Source organism: uncultured Desulfovibrio sp., from assembly GCF_910584445.1.
GTDB lineage: Bacteria > Desulfobacterota > Desulfovibrionia > Desulfovibrionales > Desulfovibrionaceae > Desulfovibrio.
In genome coordinates, this window is sequence record NZ_CAJUBO010000004.1 from 80,443 (window position 1) to 97,531 (window position 17,089).

General features: G+C 61.2%; 15 protein-coding genes. 8 read left to right on the top strand and 7 right to left on the bottom strand.

The annotated features are described in order from the left end of the window. Positions 1-36: 36 nt before the first annotated feature. Complete coding sequence (locus tag QZ294_RS03080) at positions 37-1,170, top strand: glycosyltransferase (protein ID WP_297046623.1); 1,134 nt, start codon at positions 37-39, stop codon at positions 1,168-1,170. Positions 1,171-1,452: 282 nt separating this feature from the next. On the opposite strand, the gene QZ294_RS03085 is transcribed toward QZ294_RS03080, so the two are convergent. From QZ294_RS03085 to QZ294_RS03095, 3 genes are all read right to left on the bottom strand, one after another. After that, entirely contained in the window at positions 1,453-2,637 is a 1,185-nt protein-coding gene (locus QZ294_RS03085) for a glycosyltransferase (RefSeq protein WP_297046627.1), read from the bottom strand. Positions 2,638-2,782: 145 nt separating this feature from the next. Then, positions 2,783-3,925 (bottom strand): N-acetyl sugar amidotransferase, encoded by a 1,143-nt coding sequence (locus tag QZ294_RS03090; protein WP_297046630.1) that lies wholly within the window; start codon positions 3,923-3,925, stop codon positions 2,783-2,785. Then, complete coding sequence (locus QZ294_RS03095) at positions 3,912-4,712, bottom strand: hypothetical protein (RefSeq protein WP_297046634.1); 801 nt, start codon at positions 4,710-4,712, stop codon at positions 3,912-3,914. The genes QZ294_RS03090 and QZ294_RS03095 overlap by 14 nt, the downstream gene beginning before the upstream one ends. A 544-nt stretch (positions 4,713-5,256) precedes the next feature. Here QZ294_RS03095 and wecB point away from each other — a divergent pair. The 6 genes from wecB (at position 5,257) to QZ294_RS03125 (ending at position 12,487) form a co-directional block, all read left to right on the top strand. Beyond that, a complete protein-coding gene (gene wecB, locus QZ294_RS03100; protein ID WP_297046637.1) occupies positions 5,257-6,363 on the top strand; it encodes a non-hydrolyzing UDP-N-acetylglucosamine 2-epimerase in 1,107 nt (368 codons plus the stop codon). A 14-nt stretch (positions 6,364-6,377) separates the two neighbouring features. Then, on the top strand, positions 6,378-8,321 hold the full coding sequence (asnB, locus tag QZ294_RS03105) for an asparagine synthase (glutamine-hydrolyzing) (protein WP_297046640.1): 1,944 nt from the start codon (positions 6,378-6,380) through the stop codon (positions 8,319-8,321). A 192-nt stretch (positions 8,322-8,513) separates the two neighbouring features. Next, positions 8,514-9,566, top strand: a complete 1,053-nt coding sequence (locus tag QZ294_RS03110; protein ID WP_297046642.1) for a Gfo/Idh/MocA family oxidoreductase — start codon at positions 8,514-8,516, stop codon at positions 9,564-9,566. A gap of 57 nt (positions 9,567-9,623) precedes the next feature. Continuing rightward, positions 9,624-10,793 (top strand): DegT/DnrJ/EryC1/StrS aminotransferase family protein, encoded by a 1,170-nt coding sequence (locus tag QZ294_RS03115; protein WP_297046645.1) that lies wholly within the window; start codon positions 9,624-9,626, stop codon positions 10,791-10,793. After that, complete coding sequence (locus tag QZ294_RS03120) at positions 10,790-11,362, top strand: acyltransferase (RefSeq protein WP_297046648.1); 573 nt, start codon at positions 10,790-10,792, stop codon at positions 11,360-11,362. The genes QZ294_RS03115 and QZ294_RS03120 overlap by 4 nt, the downstream gene beginning before the upstream one ends. A gap of 18 nt (positions 11,363-11,380) precedes the next feature. Continuing rightward, positions 11,381-12,487: a hypothetical protein gene (locus tag QZ294_RS03125; RefSeq protein ID WP_297046651.1), complete on the top strand. Its 1,107-nt coding sequence runs from the start codon at positions 11,381-11,383 to the stop codon at positions 12,485-12,487. Positions 12,488-12,704: 217 nt separating this feature from the next. Here the strand turns inward: QZ294_RS03125 and QZ294_RS03130 are convergent, their stop codons facing one another. From QZ294_RS03130 to QZ294_RS03145, 4 genes are all read right to left on the bottom strand, one after another. After that, a complete protein-coding gene (locus QZ294_RS03130) occupies positions 12,705-13,919 on the bottom strand; it encodes an FprA family A-type flavoprotein (RefSeq protein WP_297046653.1) in 1,215 nt (404 codons plus the stop codon). A gap of 140 nt (positions 13,920-14,059) precedes the next feature. After that, positions 14,060-14,200, bottom strand: a complete 141-nt coding sequence (locus QZ294_RS03135) for a rubredoxin (RefSeq protein ID WP_297046656.1) — start codon at positions 14,198-14,200, stop codon at positions 14,060-14,062. 47 nt (positions 14,201-14,247) lie between these two features. Continuing rightward, positions 14,248-14,628, bottom strand: coding sequence for a desulfoferrodoxin (locus tag QZ294_RS03140; RefSeq protein ID WP_297046658.1), 381 nt, complete (start codon positions 14,626-14,628; stop codon positions 14,248-14,250). Positions 14,629-14,809: 181 nt separating this feature from the next. After that, positions 14,810-15,889: a phosphodiester glycosidase family protein gene (locus QZ294_RS03145; protein ID WP_297046661.1), complete on the bottom strand. Its 1,080-nt coding sequence runs from the start codon at positions 15,887-15,889 to the stop codon at positions 14,810-14,812. Between the two features lie 277 nt (positions 15,890-16,166). Between QZ294_RS03145 and QZ294_RS03150 the strand changes: the two genes are divergently transcribed. Next, positions 16,167-17,036, top strand: a complete 870-nt coding sequence (locus tag QZ294_RS03150; RefSeq protein WP_297046665.1) for a methylenetetrahydrofolate reductase — start codon at positions 16,167-16,169, stop codon at positions 17,034-17,036. The last annotated feature ends 53 nt before the right edge of the window (positions 17,037-17,089 follow it).

Below are 17,089 nucleotides of genomic sequence, written 5' to 3' on the forward strand. Positions count from 1 at the left end.
ATTGATACACTGTTTTTCATGAGGAAGGCATATGCCATGCCGAAAAAATCTCTTCTCCTGATTTCCTTTACTGCGCTGCATAACGACCCTCGTCCGCACAAACAGATCCTGGCGCTCAGGGAGCATTTCACCATCACTGAAGTTGCGCTTGCGCCGTCGCCCTATGCCGAGCGGTTTATACAACTCACGGACATCCCCAAATCCAGGCCATGGCAAAAAATCACTAGGCTCTTCCACCTGTTGCTCGGAAATATGCGTCCATACAACGCCCGGTATGCCTGGGCGTTTGAACAGGAGCTGGCGCAAGAGCATTTTGATCTCGTCATCGTGCATGACATTGACCTTGCCCCCCTGGCGTTTCGGCTGGCAGGGACGACACCGGTGCTCTTTGATTTGCACGAATATCTGCCGCGGCAATATGAAAACGACTGGCGTTGGAAGCTGTTGTTCCAGCGCGGCATATATTCACTGTGCCGTGACTATCTGCCCAAGGGCAGTGCATGGCTGACCGTTTCCGAACCCATCGCCAGCGAATATGCCCGCGAATTCGGCATCCAGCCCCTAGTGACCTACAATGCGCCCATGTATTGCGCGTTGCAACCTTCGCCGGTCATTCCCTCCCGCATACGCCTGCTGCATCATGGGTGCTGTGCCCGGGGGCGGTCGCTTGAGGGCATGCTTGAGCTTATGCAGAAACTGGACAAACGATTTGAACTTCACCTCTATCTTGTCGGAAAGGGGGCATATTATGAAGCCTTCAAACGGCGTGCGCAAAACGTTCCCCGAGTCATATGGCATGATCCTGTTCCCATGTCGAAACTTGCAGGAGAGATCAACAAATATGACATTGGTCTGTTCATGCTTCCCGCCAACACATTCAATCACGATCAGGCCATGCCCAACAAACTTTTTGAATTCATTCAGGGCCGACTGCTCACTGCTGTATGGCCCACAAGGGGAATGAAACACATCATTGATGCCTACAAGACCGGTTTTTATACTACCGAATTTTCCGTGGATCAAATGGCTGCCCGTCTTATGGCCCTCACGGCCGAAGAGATCGCCGTCTTCAAGCGAAACTCCCATGCCGCGGCACACATCCTGACGGGCGAGCGCTCCGTGGAAAAAATCCGGGAGCTGGCCCTCTCACTTGTTGAAAACGCGAAATAAAACGTTGAGCATTTGCCGAATCATCCATGACCTCAGACTCTTTTGTGAGTGCTTTCGTGGCGCGCAAAACTCGGAAGTGTACGATACGCGTGTGCCCAATGTTGTGAGAAATGATGTGATTCGGGTGTCGCAGGCAGGAAAAACGGCAAGACAGATTCCACGCATTGCTAAATGTGGTCGATCCAGCGTTTGCGTTTTCGTCGTAACGGGCAGCCGGACGAGATCGTAACGCCTCGTCCGTTCAGCGAAAGACACGCCCCACTGCCGTAAGCGTACGGTCCATCACAGGCCGTACGCCCGGCACATGGCGGCTCCCTCATGTTCCCAGCAGAGATCCTTCGCCGCCATCAGCGCATTTTGCTTCATGCGATTGATGGTCTCGGCATCAAGAGCATTCAATTTTTCCGCTATCATCCCCGGTTCGCAGGCGTCCACATATATGCCGTGCCCATAGGTCTCCACCAGTTTCTTCATTTCGGGGAAGGCGGAAACGCACAGCGCCAGTCCGGCCATGGTATTTTCAAAAAATTTGTTGGGAAGCATGAAACGATGTTGGAGGGAATACTCGTCCACGACCTCATAGCCGATATCCGCCTGCGACGCCACTCTGATGATATCTGTAAACGAAACAGTTTCTGTGAAGTGGGCGCGATCTTGCACGCCGTAGCTTTGTGCCAGGCGCATGAGTTCCTCCCTATATCTTGCCTCTCCTGGGCCTCGTATCTCAATTTCAAAGCGGTCATCCATTTTCTGCAATGCCTGTATGAGAACTTCCAGTTTGCGTGACGGATCAATGCATCCATGATACAGGATACGGATCTTTTCTCCGCACGGGCGGAAAGGCATGGCTTCATAAAAGGGCACACTGCGAACGACGCCCGGCCGCACGGCAAGGCGATAATCCGCCTGCAAAAAATCGGCAATACCGTCGCAAACAGTCGTAATGCCCGACGCCAAGGGGAAATAGCGTCGCTGGATGGCGTCAGCATGCCGGCCATGCGCGTATTTTCCCAGAAAATCCCGCAGCCAGTGCCCTGTAGGACAAAACTCCTCACGGGCATATTCATGCACATCGATACCAAACGAAATCCCCTGCTCAGCCGCCAGAGAGCAAGCCAGGGGCGCGCATATCCAGTCATGCGCGATGATGTAGTCATAGCGCTCCCCGTCGTGATGAAATGCCTTCCGGGCCGCCCGGTTTTGCGGATGCAGAAACCAGGCAAAATCGGCGGGCAGGAGGAGGCGGGCAAGGGCCTGCGGTATCGTCCAGCAGCGCCGGGGAACGATCTTTTCAATAGCCAGCACCCGCATCCCGGCTGGGGGCTGTCCACCCGTGGCAAAGCCTGCCAGCGTGACCTTCCACCCTTTTTCGACAAAGGAGCGCGCCTGCCGCAGGATACGCGGCGCACACTCAAGAGGCTTGTAGGCGATGATGCATATATGCTTGCGCTTTTCAGTGACAGTCATGTGAAATTGCTCCCCGAAGGACCGGCAGGGACGCGCCAAGAGTCCCCTCTGAAGTCGCCAGTCCACGGTTGGTCCTCATTGATCCAGTTGTCGCGCCCCCGTCTTTTCGTGGCGTGCCTTCATTTTCAGAATATAAGGACAGTTTCTATCGCACGACTCCCAGCTTTCGCAGGAATATCTTGACCTTCCGCGCGCTGGCGATCAGCCCCGACCAGTTGGGGTACTCGCGGAACGTGCGGTTGGGCAACGCCATCAGGGACTCCCACTCGGTTGCCGAAAGTCCCAGCGTTTCGCGGACAAACGCGATATCCGCACGCAGCTCATCAGGATCATACAGAGGTTCCTCCAGGCTTCGCAGAGCCTCGTCCCGAGTCATGCGGCCGGAGGCAATGAGGCTGGAAAGATGGGCGCGCCGTTTGTCATAGCCGAATTTTACAGGCAGATAATAATTCTGGATAAGCTTTGTGAACCGGGATTCCGAATGCTTGCGGCCATAGTTTTCCCACCCCGCCTCACGGTGCAGCACGGCCTTGGCCTCATCCACATCATACGGCATCCAGTGCAGGGGGGTGACGGCCCGCACCGAGGGGAAGAAGGGGATGTCATTGTAAAACTTGCAGTAATCCAAAAAGTCCAGTGTGGGAAAGTGCCGCAGGGGGCGCGTCCCGAAACGCTTGTGGATGCTCTTCAGCTGGCGTGAATCCATGGCCGTGTACCCCCAGGCGCGGGGCAGGATGGATTCCGTCACCAGATTGAAGCCGGAAAGCCAGTAGCGAAGCCCCATCTTCGCCGCCGTCCTGAAAAGGACGGCAAAAAAGAGGTGATCCTGGGGAACATCCTGATTTGCCAGCGCGGACTTCAGATATGCCCGCTGCACATCGTGCATCTCTTCGCGGTCCACCGTCCAGGTATGCAGCTCATAGCCCAGATGCGCCACCAGGCGCCGGACATTCTGTTCCGCAATGGGAGAGTTCCACCCCGCGTCCACATGGAACACCAGTGGACGCAAGCCCCATTCTTTGGACTTGTATGTCAGCCAGGAACTGTCCACTCCCCCGGAAAGGCCGATGAGGCAGTCATACTCCCGGCCCTTGCCCGCGCGGCGCATCTCTTCAACAAGTTTTTCCAGCTTTTCCCGCCCCCGGTGATCGGGCATATACGACTGCTCAAGACGAATGAGCGCCTCTGTACAGTGGTTGCAATACCCGTTTTCATCAAAGGTGATATCGGGATCGCTGGTGTCCATGACACAGCGCGCACAAATCCGGTAGTCATCAGTACTCTTCATGATTTTTTTCCATCAGCTCCATAAGCGTCTTCCGCAGGAGAGTGTCATTCTGTTCCCAGCAGAGGGCATGCGCCGCGGCATTCGCATTTTTCTTGAACCTCAGTATCTCGTCCTTGGAAAGTCCGGCAATGCAGTGCGCGAATGCCCTTGGGGTGAAGTCGGCAGAGATGACGCCAAGATCGTATTCTTTCACCAGAGCTGCCATGTCCGGCAGCGGGGAAATGGCGATGGCAAGCCGCGCCTGAATATATTCGAAGAACTTGTTCGGCAGGCAATGGCGATGGTTGAAGGTATTGTCCGGCAAAAAAAAGATCCCCATATCATATGGAGTCAATTCTTTTACGATGTCCGACATAGGAACAGGAAGGCGAAAATGGATATTTCGTGTCCCTTCGGCCTGCTGCCGGAGTTTTCTGTAATATCTCTTGTTATTGGGCACAACCATGATGTCCAATTCCGCTTTTCCCTCCAAAAGTTTGAAGGCCTCGATCATGAGTTCAAGCTTGCGTCCGGGACTCGCCGTGCCATGATGTATGCACCGCAGCACAGAAGAGTCAGAAATTGCGGGAGATATTTCATGATAGTACGGGCAGCTGAACAGGAGCTTGCAATCCAGTCCGTATTCTTCGCTGTATCCTCGGGCAAGGCCCGGAGAGACGGTGAAGATTCTGTCAAGGCGCCGGAAATAGGTGCGGCAGACGTACTCATTGAGTCCGCCGAGCACCGTCCGCCAGGCGAGGTTCTGTTCAAACTGCCGGGGATAGTATTCGCGCGCATCCAGGATCACCGGGCAGGGAAGGCTCCGGTTTCGCCGGGCGTCACGCAGTGCCAACGCCAGCGGGACGAGTAGCCCCTCCTGGCAGATGATGGCCGAAAAATCCTGCCCCTTCAGCCTTTCAAACAGGTCGCGCAGAGAGGGGGGCCAGAGGTCGGCCTCGTAGCGGCGGCACAGCAGGTTGATGGCGCGGCTGACCCTGTGCGCCAGGGAATGCCCATGCCCCTGGAGCCGGTAAAAATGTTCCGGCGCAGCAAATCCCTCAACGGGAGGCGCCGAACAGACGGTCACGTCCCCCAGGGAACGCAGCAGGGAATAAACGCGTGTGGGACGCGGATCGCGCCCCAGCGAATTGAAAAAAAGCTGCAGAAAACGCACAAGGCTCCTCCCGGCAGCGGATTTGCCATGGATCTCGTCACGGGTATGCCGCCCCGGCACGATACGCATTCGCTGTCCATGCCGCAAGGGGTTTCGCCACGGCGACCGCGGACCCCGATTGTGCTTTGCCCGCACTTATGCTATAGTGACGCTCACTCTTTTTATGGCCCGGGTACCAATGAAAATCGTTTCTCTTGTGGGCGCGCGCCCCCAGTTCATCAAGGAAGCGCTTGTGGGCGCCGCCGTCCGGGAGCATGCCGCCTGGCGGCATGTCCTCGTCCACTCCGGGCAGCATTATGATGCCGATATGTCCGACGTCTTTTTTCAGGAGCTGGACATCCCGAAGCCGGACTACCATCTCGGCATCGGCAGCGGCAGCCACGCGCGGATGACCGCCGCGGCCCTCACCGGCGTGGAGGACATCCTGCTCGGGGAAACGCCGGATGCGCTCCTTGTTTACGGCGATACCAACACCACGCTGGCGGGCGCCCTGGCGGCCGCCAAGCTCCACATCCCCGTCATCCATGTGGAGGCGGGCATCCGTATGTTGCCCCGGACCATGCCGGAGGAGATCAACCGCGTGGTGACTGACCGCCTCTCGGTGCTCATGTGCTGTTGCTCCGAGCTGGGACGCCGCAACCTGGCCGCTGAGGGGCTGACAGACGGTGTGCATGTCACCGGCGACGTGATGTATGACCTTTTCCTGCGCATGCGCCCGCGCTTCACGCCTGAAAAGACATGCGCCGGGAATGGTCTGAAGCCGGAGTCCTTCGTCCTGGCTACCTTGCACCGCGATTACAATGTGGACACGCCCGCCTCCCTGCGCGGCATGCTGGAGGGCTTGGCTGCTGTACAGGAAGTCCATGCCCTGCCCATACTCCTCCCCCTCCACCCGCGCACGCGCAAGCGCATCCAGGATTTCGGCCTCGCGCCGCTTCTCGCCGGGCTTCGCATCTGCGAGCCGCTTGGCTATCTGGAAACCATGTCCCTGACCTGCGCTTCCCGCTTCATCATCAGCGATTCAGGGGGCCTGCAGAAAGAGGCCTACTACGCGGGCAAACGCTGTGTCGTCATGATGCCGGACACGGGCTGGCGCGAACTTACGGACTGCGGCTGGAACGTGCTCTGCGCGCCGCAGAGGGAGAGCATCCTCGCCGCAGCGGACAGGGTCATGGCGGCCATGCCCTGCCCGCAGGCGGTCTATGGTGACGGCGCAGCGGCGAAAAAAATTATCGACAGCGTGCTGGGCGCTCTTCATTCCACGCCCGAGACGCCCGCCCCGTAGGAGACCCTCAGGGCATGTGCGGCATTTTCGGCTGGATACCTTCCTTCGGGCAGCGCTCCCGTGATCCTGTCCCCACAGCTCTCTCCCTTGAGGCGGCCTTGCGGCATCGAGGGCCAGATGATTCGGGATTCCTGGTCTTTCCCGCCGAAGATCTCCGCCACCCTGTCGCTGGACACGACGCGGGCACAGGGATGCCCTTTGGACTCCTCATGGGGCAGACGCGTCTCTCCATCATCGACCTTTCCTCCGCAGGGCATCAGCCCATGCGCAGCGCCGACGGACGTTATACGCTCGTCTTTAACGGAGAGATATACAACTACCGCGAATTGCGCCATGAACTGGAAGTTCTGGGGCGTGTGTTCCGCACGGAGACTGATACCGAAGTCCTCCTTCAGGCGCTCATTGTCTGGGGCACCGAGGCGCTCCCGCGCCTGAAGGGCATGTTTGCCTTTGCGCTTTTCGACGCCTGCCGCCGCAGTCTGTTCTGCGCGCGGGACTGTTTTGGCATCAAGCCTTTCTATTGGCACAGCGGCGAGACCGGCTTCTGCTTCGCCTCGGAAATTCCGGCCCTGCTGGAGTTTCCTGGCGTGCCGCGCAGGGCCGCTCCCGCCGCGGCTTACCAGTATTTGTGCTACGAGCGGTATGATGTGGGCGCGGCCACCATGCTGGAAGATATCTTTGCGCTGCCTCCTGCCCATTATATGGAACTTCCCCTTGATGCTCCCGGATCTGTCGAACCCAGGCGCTGGTGGAAACCGGATATCGCCGATACCTGTTCCCTTTCTTTCGGGGACGCCGCCAGTTGCCTGCGCGAACTGTTTCTGGATTCCGTGCGCCTGCATCTGCGAAGCGATGTGCCGCTGGGCGTTGCGCTTTCCGGCGGCATTGATTCTTCTGCCGTCACCTGTGCCGTGCGCCATCTGGAGCCGGACACGGACCTGCATACCTTCAGCTTCATCGCAGCCGGAACGGATGTTTCCGAAGAGCGCTGGGCCACGCTTGTGGCGGAAAACATGCGGGCCATCCGGCATACCGTCACTGTTGAGCCTGCGGAGTTGACCAGAGATCTGGATGCCCTCATCGTGGCCCAGGGCGAACCCTTCGCCTCTACTTCCATCTACGCGCAATATCGCGTTTTTCAGTTGGCGCGGGAATGCGGCATCACAGTGACGCTCGACGGTCAGGGCGCTGATGAATTGCTGGCGGGCTATTACGGTTATCCCGGACCGCGTATGGCTGGGCTTTTGCGCCACGGCCAACTATTGCGTGCCATGAAAAATTTTCGCGCCCACCAGAATTGGCCGGACAGGACCGCTGCTTATCTTCTGCGTCAGATCGCGCGCGAGTTTACCCCCCGCTGGCTGACGCCGTTGGCTCTCCGGTGCATAGGTCGCTCCGCCGTGCCGCGCTGGCTGGATGCACAAGCTCTGCGACAGTGCCATATCCGCCTGGTGCGTGAGGATATGCGTAAACGGCTTTATGCGTCCGGCAGTCTGCTCAAGCGCACCCTTGCGACGGAGCTTGTCTGGGAAAGGCTCCCACACCTGCTGCGCCATGGCGACCGCAACTCCATGGCCCACTCCATCGAAAGCCGCGTCCCCTTCCTGACCAGGGAAATGGCCGAATTCTGCATGTCACTGCCGGAACACTATCTTGTGGATGACCATGGCTGCACCAAGAGTATCTTCCGGCACGCCATGCGCGGCATTGTTCCGGATGCCATCCTTGACCGTCGCGACAAGATCGGTTTTGCCACTCCCGAACGGCAATGGCTGAAAATTCTGGCTCCATGGGTCGATGCCACGCTGTCGCAGGCGGAGGATGTCCCATTTCTGCGTCTGGACATGGCGCGCCGCGAATGGCGGGATATTCTCACCGGCAGGCGCCACTTTGGCTGGCAGGTCTGGCGCTGGCTCTGCTATGCCCGCTGGGTACAGCTGTTCGCCGTTTCGGCATGATTTTTTTGACCCTTCCAAAAGCAGGGACTTTGTTGTACGACTTGCTCGATGGTCTTCCCGGTGCAGGCAGGCAAAGAAATCGTTTTTCCTGCTTCGAGATATCGGGGACTGAACCGTCGGTCCCATGCGCCAGATGGACAACAAGGCTCAGGAAAAAGCCCGTTCGCAACCCGAATTTGTCCAGGAGTCTCCATGTTCCCCACCATCACCGGCAGGAAGATCAGGAACGCCATTGTCGGCTGCGGCCGCATCTCCAAAAACCATTTCGGCTCCATTGAAAAGCATGCCGCCGACATGGAGCTTGCGGCCGTCTGCGACAACGACCCCCAGACGCTTGCCGTCCATTGCGAGCGCTACGGCGTTCCCGGCTACCGTTCCCTCACCGACCTGCTGGCCGCCTCCGACTGCGACCTCGTGACCATCTGCACGCCCAGCGGCCTGCACCCGCAAATGGTCATCGAGGCGGCCCGGGCGGGCAGGCACGTCATGACCGAAAAGCCCATGGCTACCCGCTGGCAGGACGGACTGGACATGATCCACGCCTGCGATGAGGCGCGCCGCCGTCTTTTCGTCATCAAGCAGAACCGCCGCAACGCCACCCTGCAATTGCTCAAGCGCGCGGTGGACGAAAAGCGTTTCGGCAAGATCTATATGGTCCATCTCAATGTCTTCTGGACGCGTCCGCAGGCCTATTACGACTCCGCCAAATGGCGCGGCACCTGGGAAATGGACGGGGGCGCCTTCATGAACCAGGCCAGCCATTATGTGGACCTGCTGGAATGGCTCATCGGTCCCATCGCCGACGTGCAGGCCATGACGGGTACCCTGGCGCGCGACATCGAGGTGGAGGACACCGGCGTGCTCAACGTGCGCTGGCGCAACGGCGCCCTGGGTTCCATGGCCGTGACCATGCTCACCTATCCCAAAAATCTGGAAGGTTCCATTACCATCATCGGCGAGAAGGGAACGGCGCGCGTGGGCGGCGTGGCCGTGAACGAGATCCAGCTCTGGGATTTCGCCGAACCCAGAGACTATGACGCCTCGGTGAAGGACGCCAGCTACGCCACCACCTCGGTATACGGATTTGGGCATCCCCTCTACTACCAGAACGTCATTGACGTGTTGCGCGGGAAAAGCGAACCCGATACCGACGGACGCGAGGGACTCAAATCGCTGGAGGTCCTCATCGCCGCCTACCGCAGCGCGCGGGACAACAGGACCATTTCCCTGCCGCTGGAATATTGACCGATGCCGCGGCCGGGCGTTTTTTCCGGCTCACGGCTCTCTGCCCCGGGAGGCTCCATGCAGTTCATCGACCTTGCAGCCCAGCAGGCCCGCATCCGCGGTTCCCTGGACGCCCGCATCAAGGCCGTCCTTGACCACGGCCACTACATCATGGGTCCGGAAGTCGCCGAACTGGAGGCGCGCCTGTGCGCCTTTACCGGCGCCCGGCACTGCATCGCCTGCGCTTCGGGCACCGATGCCCTGCTCATGCCGCTCCTGGCCTGGGGCATCGGCGCGGGGGACGCGGTCTTTGTGCCCCCCTTCACGTTTTTCGCCACGGTGGAGGAGCCGGCGCTGCTGGGCGCCACGCCCATCTTTGTGGATGTGGACCCTGTCACGTTCAACATGCGGCCGGACCTGCTGGAAGCGGCCATTGAAGCCGTGCGCGCGCGGGACGATTCCCGCTTCCCGCTGCCCGGGGCGGCGCGCGAACGGCAGTTGAGGCCCGCCGCCGTCATCCCCGTGGATCTCTTCGGGCAGGCCGCCGACTACGAGGCCCTGCTTCCTATTGCCCGACGCTACGGGCTGTCTGTTCTGGAAGATGCGGCCCAGTCCTTCGGCGGCAGCCGTCACGGCAAAAAGACCTGCGCCCTGGGCTGCCATGCCGCGGCCACCAGCTTCTTTCCGGCCAAGCCCCTTGGCTGCTACGGCGACGGGGGTGCCGTTTTCACGGATGACGACGGCCTGGCCGCCCTGTTGCGTTCCATCCGCGTCCACGGCAAGGGCGGGGACAAGTACGACAATGTGCGTCTGGGCATCAACGGCCGCCTGGACACGCTCCAGGCGGCCATCCTCCTGGCGAAGATGGACATTTTCCCGGAGGAGATCCAGGCCCGCCAACAGGTCGCCGGCTGGTATGACGAAGCCCTGCGGGACATTCCGGGGGTAGTGACGCCCACAGTGGCGCCGGGCAATGTCAGCGCCTGGGCGCAATACTGCATCCTGCTTCCCGAGGGCGCGCGATCCCGGGTCATGGCCCGAATGGAGGAGTCCGGCGTGCCCGTCAATATCTATTATCCCAAGCCGCAACACTGCCTCGCGGTCTTCGCGGACCTCGGCTATGCCCCGGAGGCCATGCCGACGGCCCTCCACGTTTCGCGCGCCATCCTGGCGCTGCCGTTCCATCCCTACCTGGAGCAGGACCAGGTGCGCCGCGTCGCCACAGCGCTACGTGAGGCGCTGGCATGAGCGGGCATGACTGGCAGGCCCACGAGACTGCCTGCATCGATGCGGAAGTCACCATCGGCGCCGGAACCAGGATCTGGCACTTCAGTCATGTGATGCGGGGTTCCGTCATCGGGCGCTCCTGCAATATCGGGCAGAACGTGGTCATTGGTCCCGATGCCGTCATTGGCGATGGCTGCAAGATCCAGAACAACGTCAGCGTCTACAAGGGGGTCACGCTGGAAGACGATGTCTTTTGCGGACCCAGCATGGTTTTCACCAATGTTTTCAATCCGCGCGCCCATATCCGCCGCATGGACGAGGCGCGGCCGACGCTCATAAAAAAGGGCGCCAGCCTCGGCGCCAACAGCACCGTTGTCTGTGGCGTCACCGTGGGGCGCTATGCCTTTGTGGGCGCGGGCGCCGTCGTCACGCGCGATGTGCCCGACCACGCGCTCGTTTACGGCAATCCGGCCCGGCGGCACGGCTGGGTCTGCCAGTGCGGTGAAAAGCTGGACAAGGCTCTCGTTTGTCCTGCCTGTGGACAGCGCTACGCTCTTCGGGACGGAGTTCCCGTCCCCGTGGCGGGATGACATCACGTCCGCGTACGCATGAACATCGTTCTGCTCAGCAACCACTGGTATCCCTCTCCCCGCAGGGCGGGATTCCATCATCTTGCGGATGCCTGGCACGCCCAGGGGCATACCGTCAGTTTCGTCACGGTGGGCTTTTCCTGGATATCACGGCTGCGTCGGGACTTCCGGACGCGTTTGCCAGGGATATGGCAGGCCTGCAATACCTGGCAGCACCTGCGGGAACGGTTTGATTCCTATGTCCTATTCACGGCGTGGCATCCGCATACGACGCTGCTGGCGCCGCTTGACCACCTGCTCGCCACCCGGTTGCGGCGGTATGACCGCCTGCTGCCGAAAACTCTTGGCGAACGCATCCGCAGTGCAGATGTCATCGTTTATGAAAGTTGCGTGGCGCTCTATCTCGTTTCCCGGTGTCAGGAGCTTGCTCCGCACGCCCGGCATATCTACCGGGTCTCTGACGACATCCGCACCCTGCGCTCCACGCCGGCGTCCATGATTCCTCTGGAGCAGCAGGTGGCGCCCCGGTTTTCCAGAATCAGCGTTCCCTGCCGCTGGCTGCTCCAGAAATTTTCCGGTCTGCCCCAGGCGCGTCTTGACCCGCATGGGGTGGACACGGGCCTGTTCGACAGATGCGGAAAGGACCCATATTCGCCCGATACTATCAATGCGGTCTTTTGCGGCCTGGGATTCTATGACGCCAGGGCGGTACATGCCATGGCGCGCGTCCGCAGGGACATTCAGTTCCACATCATCGGCATCGACGCTCCCCATGCCGGTTTTCCCGAAAATATCCAGTACCATGGGGAAGTTCCGTTTGCCGAAACCATTCCGTATATCAAATTCGCCGATGTGGGCCTCTACACGCTTTGCCCTTCTTCCCGCCGCCCCATGCAGCCGTATACCGACTCTCTCAAGATCCTCCAGTACCGCTATTGCGGGTTGCCCATCGTTGCGCCGGACTTTCTTGATCTGCATCGGGAAGGTGTTTTCTACTACACTGCCGGTGACGTGACTTCCTGTGCATCCGCCATGGATGCCGCCCTGAAACACGGGACACATCCGGAATACGCCGTGGAAGTCCACACCTGGGACGAAGTGGCCCGCGCGCTTCTGGAGGAATAGCCTCCGGAATGTGGGTTTCGGCACCTGCATCCGCCTGTCGCTTCTCGCAAATGTATAGGGAAATTTCTCCTGGGGCTGTCTTATAACGTATTGGCACTTTGCGCCTAGTGTTTAATTGCAAAAATTCCGCGCAGAATCCTGCGCGGAATTTTTGCAGGATCGTTCGCGAAAAAACGTGGTTTTTTGCGAACGATCCCGGCTGCGCCGCAAGCAGACACTAGGCGTTTGCCGCGGCGCACTTTCTCTTCAGCGCGTCCGCCACGGCCGCGCCAAGGGCGTGGCAGGCCTTGTAGTCGTCCTTGGTGGGTGCCCAGGAGCATTTGACAGGCTCGGCGGGCATGTCCATGTGCATGGCCGCCAGGCGCGCCTGAAGCTGCTTGGGCGCCTCGCCCGACCAGCCGTAGGAGCCGAAGGCGCCGCCCACGCGATTGAGCGGCCGCAGCCCTTCCATATAGGTGAGCTGGGCGGCCACCAGCGGCATGATTCCATTATTGTGGGTGGGCGAACCGGCGAGCACCGCGCCGCAGTCGGCCAGTTCGGTCATGACGGCGCTGTGGTGGTTGTGCTTGACGGACATGATGCGCGTCGGCACCCCGTTTTCCTCAAGACCGCTGCACACCGCGTAGGCCATGCGTTCGGTGGACTTCCACATGGTGTCGTAGAAGATGACGGCGCGCTGCTGCGGCTTCTGTTCGGCCATTTTGCGGTAGGCGTCGATGATGAAGCGCACGGCGTCGCGGCCCCGGTGGATGAGTCCGTGATCCGGAGCGATCATGTCGATGTCCAGCCCTTCCACCACGGGCAGGGCCTTGAGCACCGTGGGCGAATAGGGCAGGACGATATTGTAGTAGTATTCCTTGATGCGGCGGACAAATTCGGCCTTGTCGTCGAAATCGTCCGTGAAGCGGGCCGTGCAGGCGATGTTCTGCCCGAAGATGTCGTTGCTGATGAGCAGCTTCTCTTCCGGAATGTAGGAGACCATGCTGTCCGGCCAGTGGAGCATGCGCGTTTCCTGGAAGATGATGCGGCGCGCGCCGAGTTCAAGGACGTCGCCGCTCTTCACCGCCTGGACGGGCCAGTCCCTGCCCGCGAAATACCCGGCCATGGACTTCAGCCCCAGTTGCGAGACGAAGATCTTCTCCGGGCGGATGCGTTCCACGATTTCGGCCAGCGCGCCCTGATGGTCCAGCTCCATGTGGTTGCAGACGATATAGTCCACCTTTTCCGGCGGCATGGTCTTGGCGAGGCGGCAGAGCAGGGAACCCGCCCGGCCCGCGGGGACGCAGTCCACCAGAGCGTTTTTCTCATCCTTGATGAGATAGGCGTTGGAGGTGGTGCCGTCCGGGCAGCGGGAATAGCCGTGAAAGTCGCGGTGGTCAAAATCGACATCACCGACCCAGAAAATATCCTTTTTGATCTCTACTGGCTGCATGGAGTTCTCCACAAGAAAAACAGCGTGAGCCGGGACCCCGGCGAGAAAAACCGCGCCGTTTCCGGCGCGTATCCACAAACGCCCCGCCTCGCCGGGCGGCAAGACGGGGCGGCAATCAGGCTTGCGCGCCGCTGTGCGCGCTACATTTTGGTGAACTGGTCCTTGCCCACGCCGCAGACCGGGCAGGTCCAGTCATCGGGAAGGTCTTCAAAGGCCACGTTGTCATGTTCCTTGGGGTCGTATTCGTAGCCGCAGACACTGCAAACGTAATTGGCTGCCATGGGATTCTCCTTGAAAGGGCGCCCAGCGGGCGCCGTGACGGTTTTGTTCAGTTTTCGGCCTTCCAAAGCCCGTGCAGATTGCAGAACTCGCGGGCCGATACCTTGTCGGCGGTCACCTCGAAGAACGCCTCCGGCTCGTCGGCGGGCGTGAGGAAGCGCCTGTAGCTCACGCCGTCGGCCAGGAGTTCGATCCATTCGATGTAGTGTTTTTCCTCCATGGGATGCCGGGCGCTGCCCACCTTGACATGGTAGCCATTCTCCCGCTTTTCGATGACGGGCACATGCTTTTCCATGGCGCCGTCAGTGGAGCCTTCGCGCATGAGCTTCATGGGCTGCCCGCAGCAGACCAGTTCGCCGTCGCCGGCATGGAGGACTTCGACGATATTGCCGCACACATTGCACTTATACACTTCAAGCCTTTTGGTCATACGTTTCTCCGTGTAGGGTGGTCGCACGTTGTCGGGACCTGCCGGAGCGCGGTTGCGCCCGCCGCAGGGGCGGCGCGCAGCCGGTGCCCCCGGAGGGAGGAGCCAGGACCACAGGACGTGGCGGTCTCTTCCCGGCCGAGGAGGATTATGTCGAAAACCGGGGCGCTTGTAAAGACGCCTGTCATCGCCCGCGCGGGGCGCAATCGCCGTTTTTGCGTCGGACTCCCAGCACATTGGGCAGGAGCGCCTTGAGGTTGCCCGTCACCAGGAGCGAGGGCGCATGCACGCCGCCCAGCTCGCGCCGCAACGAGTGGGAGCGCACCAAAAGCCCGGCCTGCGCCCCGCCTTCCACATACATGACCGTGCGGACATCCAGCGGCAGGTGCAGCAGTTGCTGGGCGAAGGCATAGGCCTCCACCGGGGTGCGGCTGTGGAGAAAGAGTATCCTGCCCGCGCCGTCCTGCGCCACGGCGGAAATGGAATAGAGCGGGCCGCCGGGACTCCAGAGGATGCGCCGGTCGGCATTGATCATCCGGTAATTCTGGATGACGAGGTCATAGTGCGCGATGCGTTCCTTCCAGTCGGGCGCATCGCGGTCCACAATGGCGGCGGGGGGCAGGTCGTCGCTGTCGGGGCGGGCCACAAAGAAGGCGCCGAACCGTTCCACAAGGCGGGGATTGTTGATATGCCCCGCGTCGCGCATATAGCCGGTGCTCGTGGCGCCGTCCGGCAGGTACATGCTGGCGTTGATGGCGGCCACGAGGTCCCGTTCCTGTCCCCAGGTGTCCAGGGCGCGCGGTCCCTTTCCGTCGGCGGAACTGGCGCAGAGCAGAAAATCGAACCGCTCCGGTTCGATACGCAGCACGGTGAGTCTGAACTCCGCGCCTTCAAGTCGGAACTCGCCAAAATCCAGCCCCGGTTCCAGCGCGAGCCATTGCGCGCCGCCCTGCGCGTCGATGCCGACCTTCTCCCTGCCCGGTCCTGGCCTGGACCTGGCGGCGGGCGCCGGTCCGGCCATGGGGGCGGACGCGGCGGAAGCGTCCGGGGCGGCGGCCGCAGGGATACGGAGTCCCCTGTCGGTGCGGAGGGCTTCCGCGGCGGCGCGGGGCGCATCGGCGGGAATGTCCGCGGCCGCGTGGAGCGGCGGGGGACCCGCCAGAAGCAGCAGACACAACGCGCACGCCCCCCACAGGCGGCGGGCGGCGCCCGTGCCCGCGCGGGGGCGGCGGCATGGTGGATACTGGCTCGTGCGGCGGCACATGGCGTTGGCTGAGATCCCGCATCCCCCAAGGAGGCCGGGCGAAACGCGCGGCGCTGCGGGATGCTCCTTGTCCTTTCCTCTTTTTTAAGCCGCGGGCAACGCTTTGGCAAGGTTGGTGGCAGAGACCGGTTGACATATCAATATATCTTGATATAGGAATACCAACAAGGGCAACGCCGCGCGCGGCATGTCCGCGGAGACGGCGGCGGACCCCGGGAAACGGGCCGCCGGCTGGCGCCTCATGCTGCCGTGCCGGACCCATCGCAAGGAGCGCCCCATGCGTATTGGCACACTGATCCGACAGGCAGAGCGTCCGTTCTTTTCCCTGGAATTCTTCCCCCCGGCGGAGGAGAGCCAGCTCCCCGCCTTTTACGCCACGGTGGAGGAACTGCGCGCGCTCCGGCCGCTCTTTGTTTCCGTGACCTATGGCGCGGGCGGCTCCAAGCAGCGGAACACGCTCGCCGTCACCGCGGAACTGACCCGGCTCGGCTTCACGGCCATGGCCCACCTGACCTGCGTGGGGGCGCGCCCGGAGGACATCGCCGGGTTCCTGCGCGCGTTGCGCTCGCATGGCGTGGACAATGTGCTTGCCCTGCGCGGCGATCCCCCCCGGGGGACCACCTGGGAGGACGCCTGCGGACCCTTCCGCCACACGGTGGACCTTGTGCGCTTTATCCGCCGCAGCGAGCCGGACATGGGCATCGGCGTCGCGGCCTATCCCGCGCCGCATCCCGAATCCGCCACCTTTGCCCTCGACCGTCGCCATACCGCGGAAAAACTGGCCGCCGGCGCCGATTTCGCCATCACCCAGCTCTTTTTTGACGTGCGGGAATACGAGTCTCTGGTGGACGACCTGCGGGGGCGCGGCGTGGAGGTGCCGGTCATCCCCGGCATCCTGCCCATCCTGAGCCTGGAGTCGCTGCGACGGGTGCTTTCGCTCTGCGGCGCCAATATTCCCGGCAAGCTCTATCTGGAGCTGGAAGAAGCCCACGCCAAGGGCGGCACCGAGGCCGTGCGCGACGCCGGGCTGGCCTTTGCCCTGCGCCAGATCCGCAGCCTCATCGACATGGGCGCGCCCGGCATCCATCTCTACACGCTGAACAGGAAGGACATGTGCTGCCGCATCGCGGAGGAAGCGCGCTTCTGAGGGTACCCGGCATCGCGTCTTGACCGGCGGCGGGGAGGCTCGTAGGCTGTGCG

Coding starts and splice junctions, on each gene's coding strand:
- QZ294_RS03080 (WP_297046623.1), top strand. CDS start 37: ATGCCGAAAAAATCTCTTCTCCTGATTTCCTTTACTGCGCTGCATAAC.
- QZ294_RS03085 (WP_297046627.1), bottom strand. CDS start 2,637: ATGACTGTCACTGAAAAGCGCAAGCATATATGCATCATCGCCTACAAG.
- QZ294_RS03090 (WP_297046630.1), bottom strand. CDS start 3,925: ATGAAGAGTACTGATGACTACCGGATTTGTGCGCGCTGTGTCATGGAC.
- wecB (WP_297046637.1), top strand. CDS start 5,257: ATGAAAATCGTTTCTCTTGTGGGCGCGCGCCCCCAGTTCATCAAGGAA.
- asnB (WP_297046640.1), top strand. CDS start 6,378: ATGTGCGGCATTTTCGGCTGGATACCTTCCTTCGGGCAGCGCTCCCGT.
- QZ294_RS03110 (WP_297046642.1), top strand. CDS start 8,514: ATGTTCCCCACCATCACCGGCAGGAAGATCAGGAACGCCATTGTCGGC.
- QZ294_RS03115 (WP_297046645.1), top strand. CDS start 9,624: ATGCAGTTCATCGACCTTGCAGCCCAGCAGGCCCGCATCCGCGGTTCC.
- QZ294_RS03120 (WP_297046648.1), top strand. CDS start 10,790: ATGAGCGGGCATGACTGGCAGGCCCACGAGACTGCCTGCATCGATGCG.
- QZ294_RS03125 (WP_297046651.1), top strand. CDS start 11,381: ATGAACATCGTTCTGCTCAGCAACCACTGGTATCCCTCTCCCCGCAGG.
- QZ294_RS03130 (WP_297046653.1), bottom strand. CDS start 13,919: ATGCAGCCAGTAGAGATCAAAAAGGATATTTTCTGGGTCGGTGATGTC.
- QZ294_RS03135 (WP_297046656.1), bottom strand. CDS start 14,200: ATGGCAGCCAATTACGTTTGCAGTGTCTGCGGCTACGAATACGACCCC.
- QZ294_RS03140 (WP_297046658.1), bottom strand. CDS start 14,628: ATGACCAAAAGGCTTGAAGTGTATAAGTGCAATGTGTGCGGCAATATC.
- QZ294_RS03145 (WP_297046661.1), bottom strand. CDS start 15,889: ATGTGCCGCCGCACGAGCCAGTATCCACCATGCCGCCGCCCCCGCGCG.
- QZ294_RS03150 (WP_297046665.1), top strand. CDS start 16,167: ATGCGTATTGGCACACTGATCCGACAGGCAGAGCGTCCGTTCTTTTCC.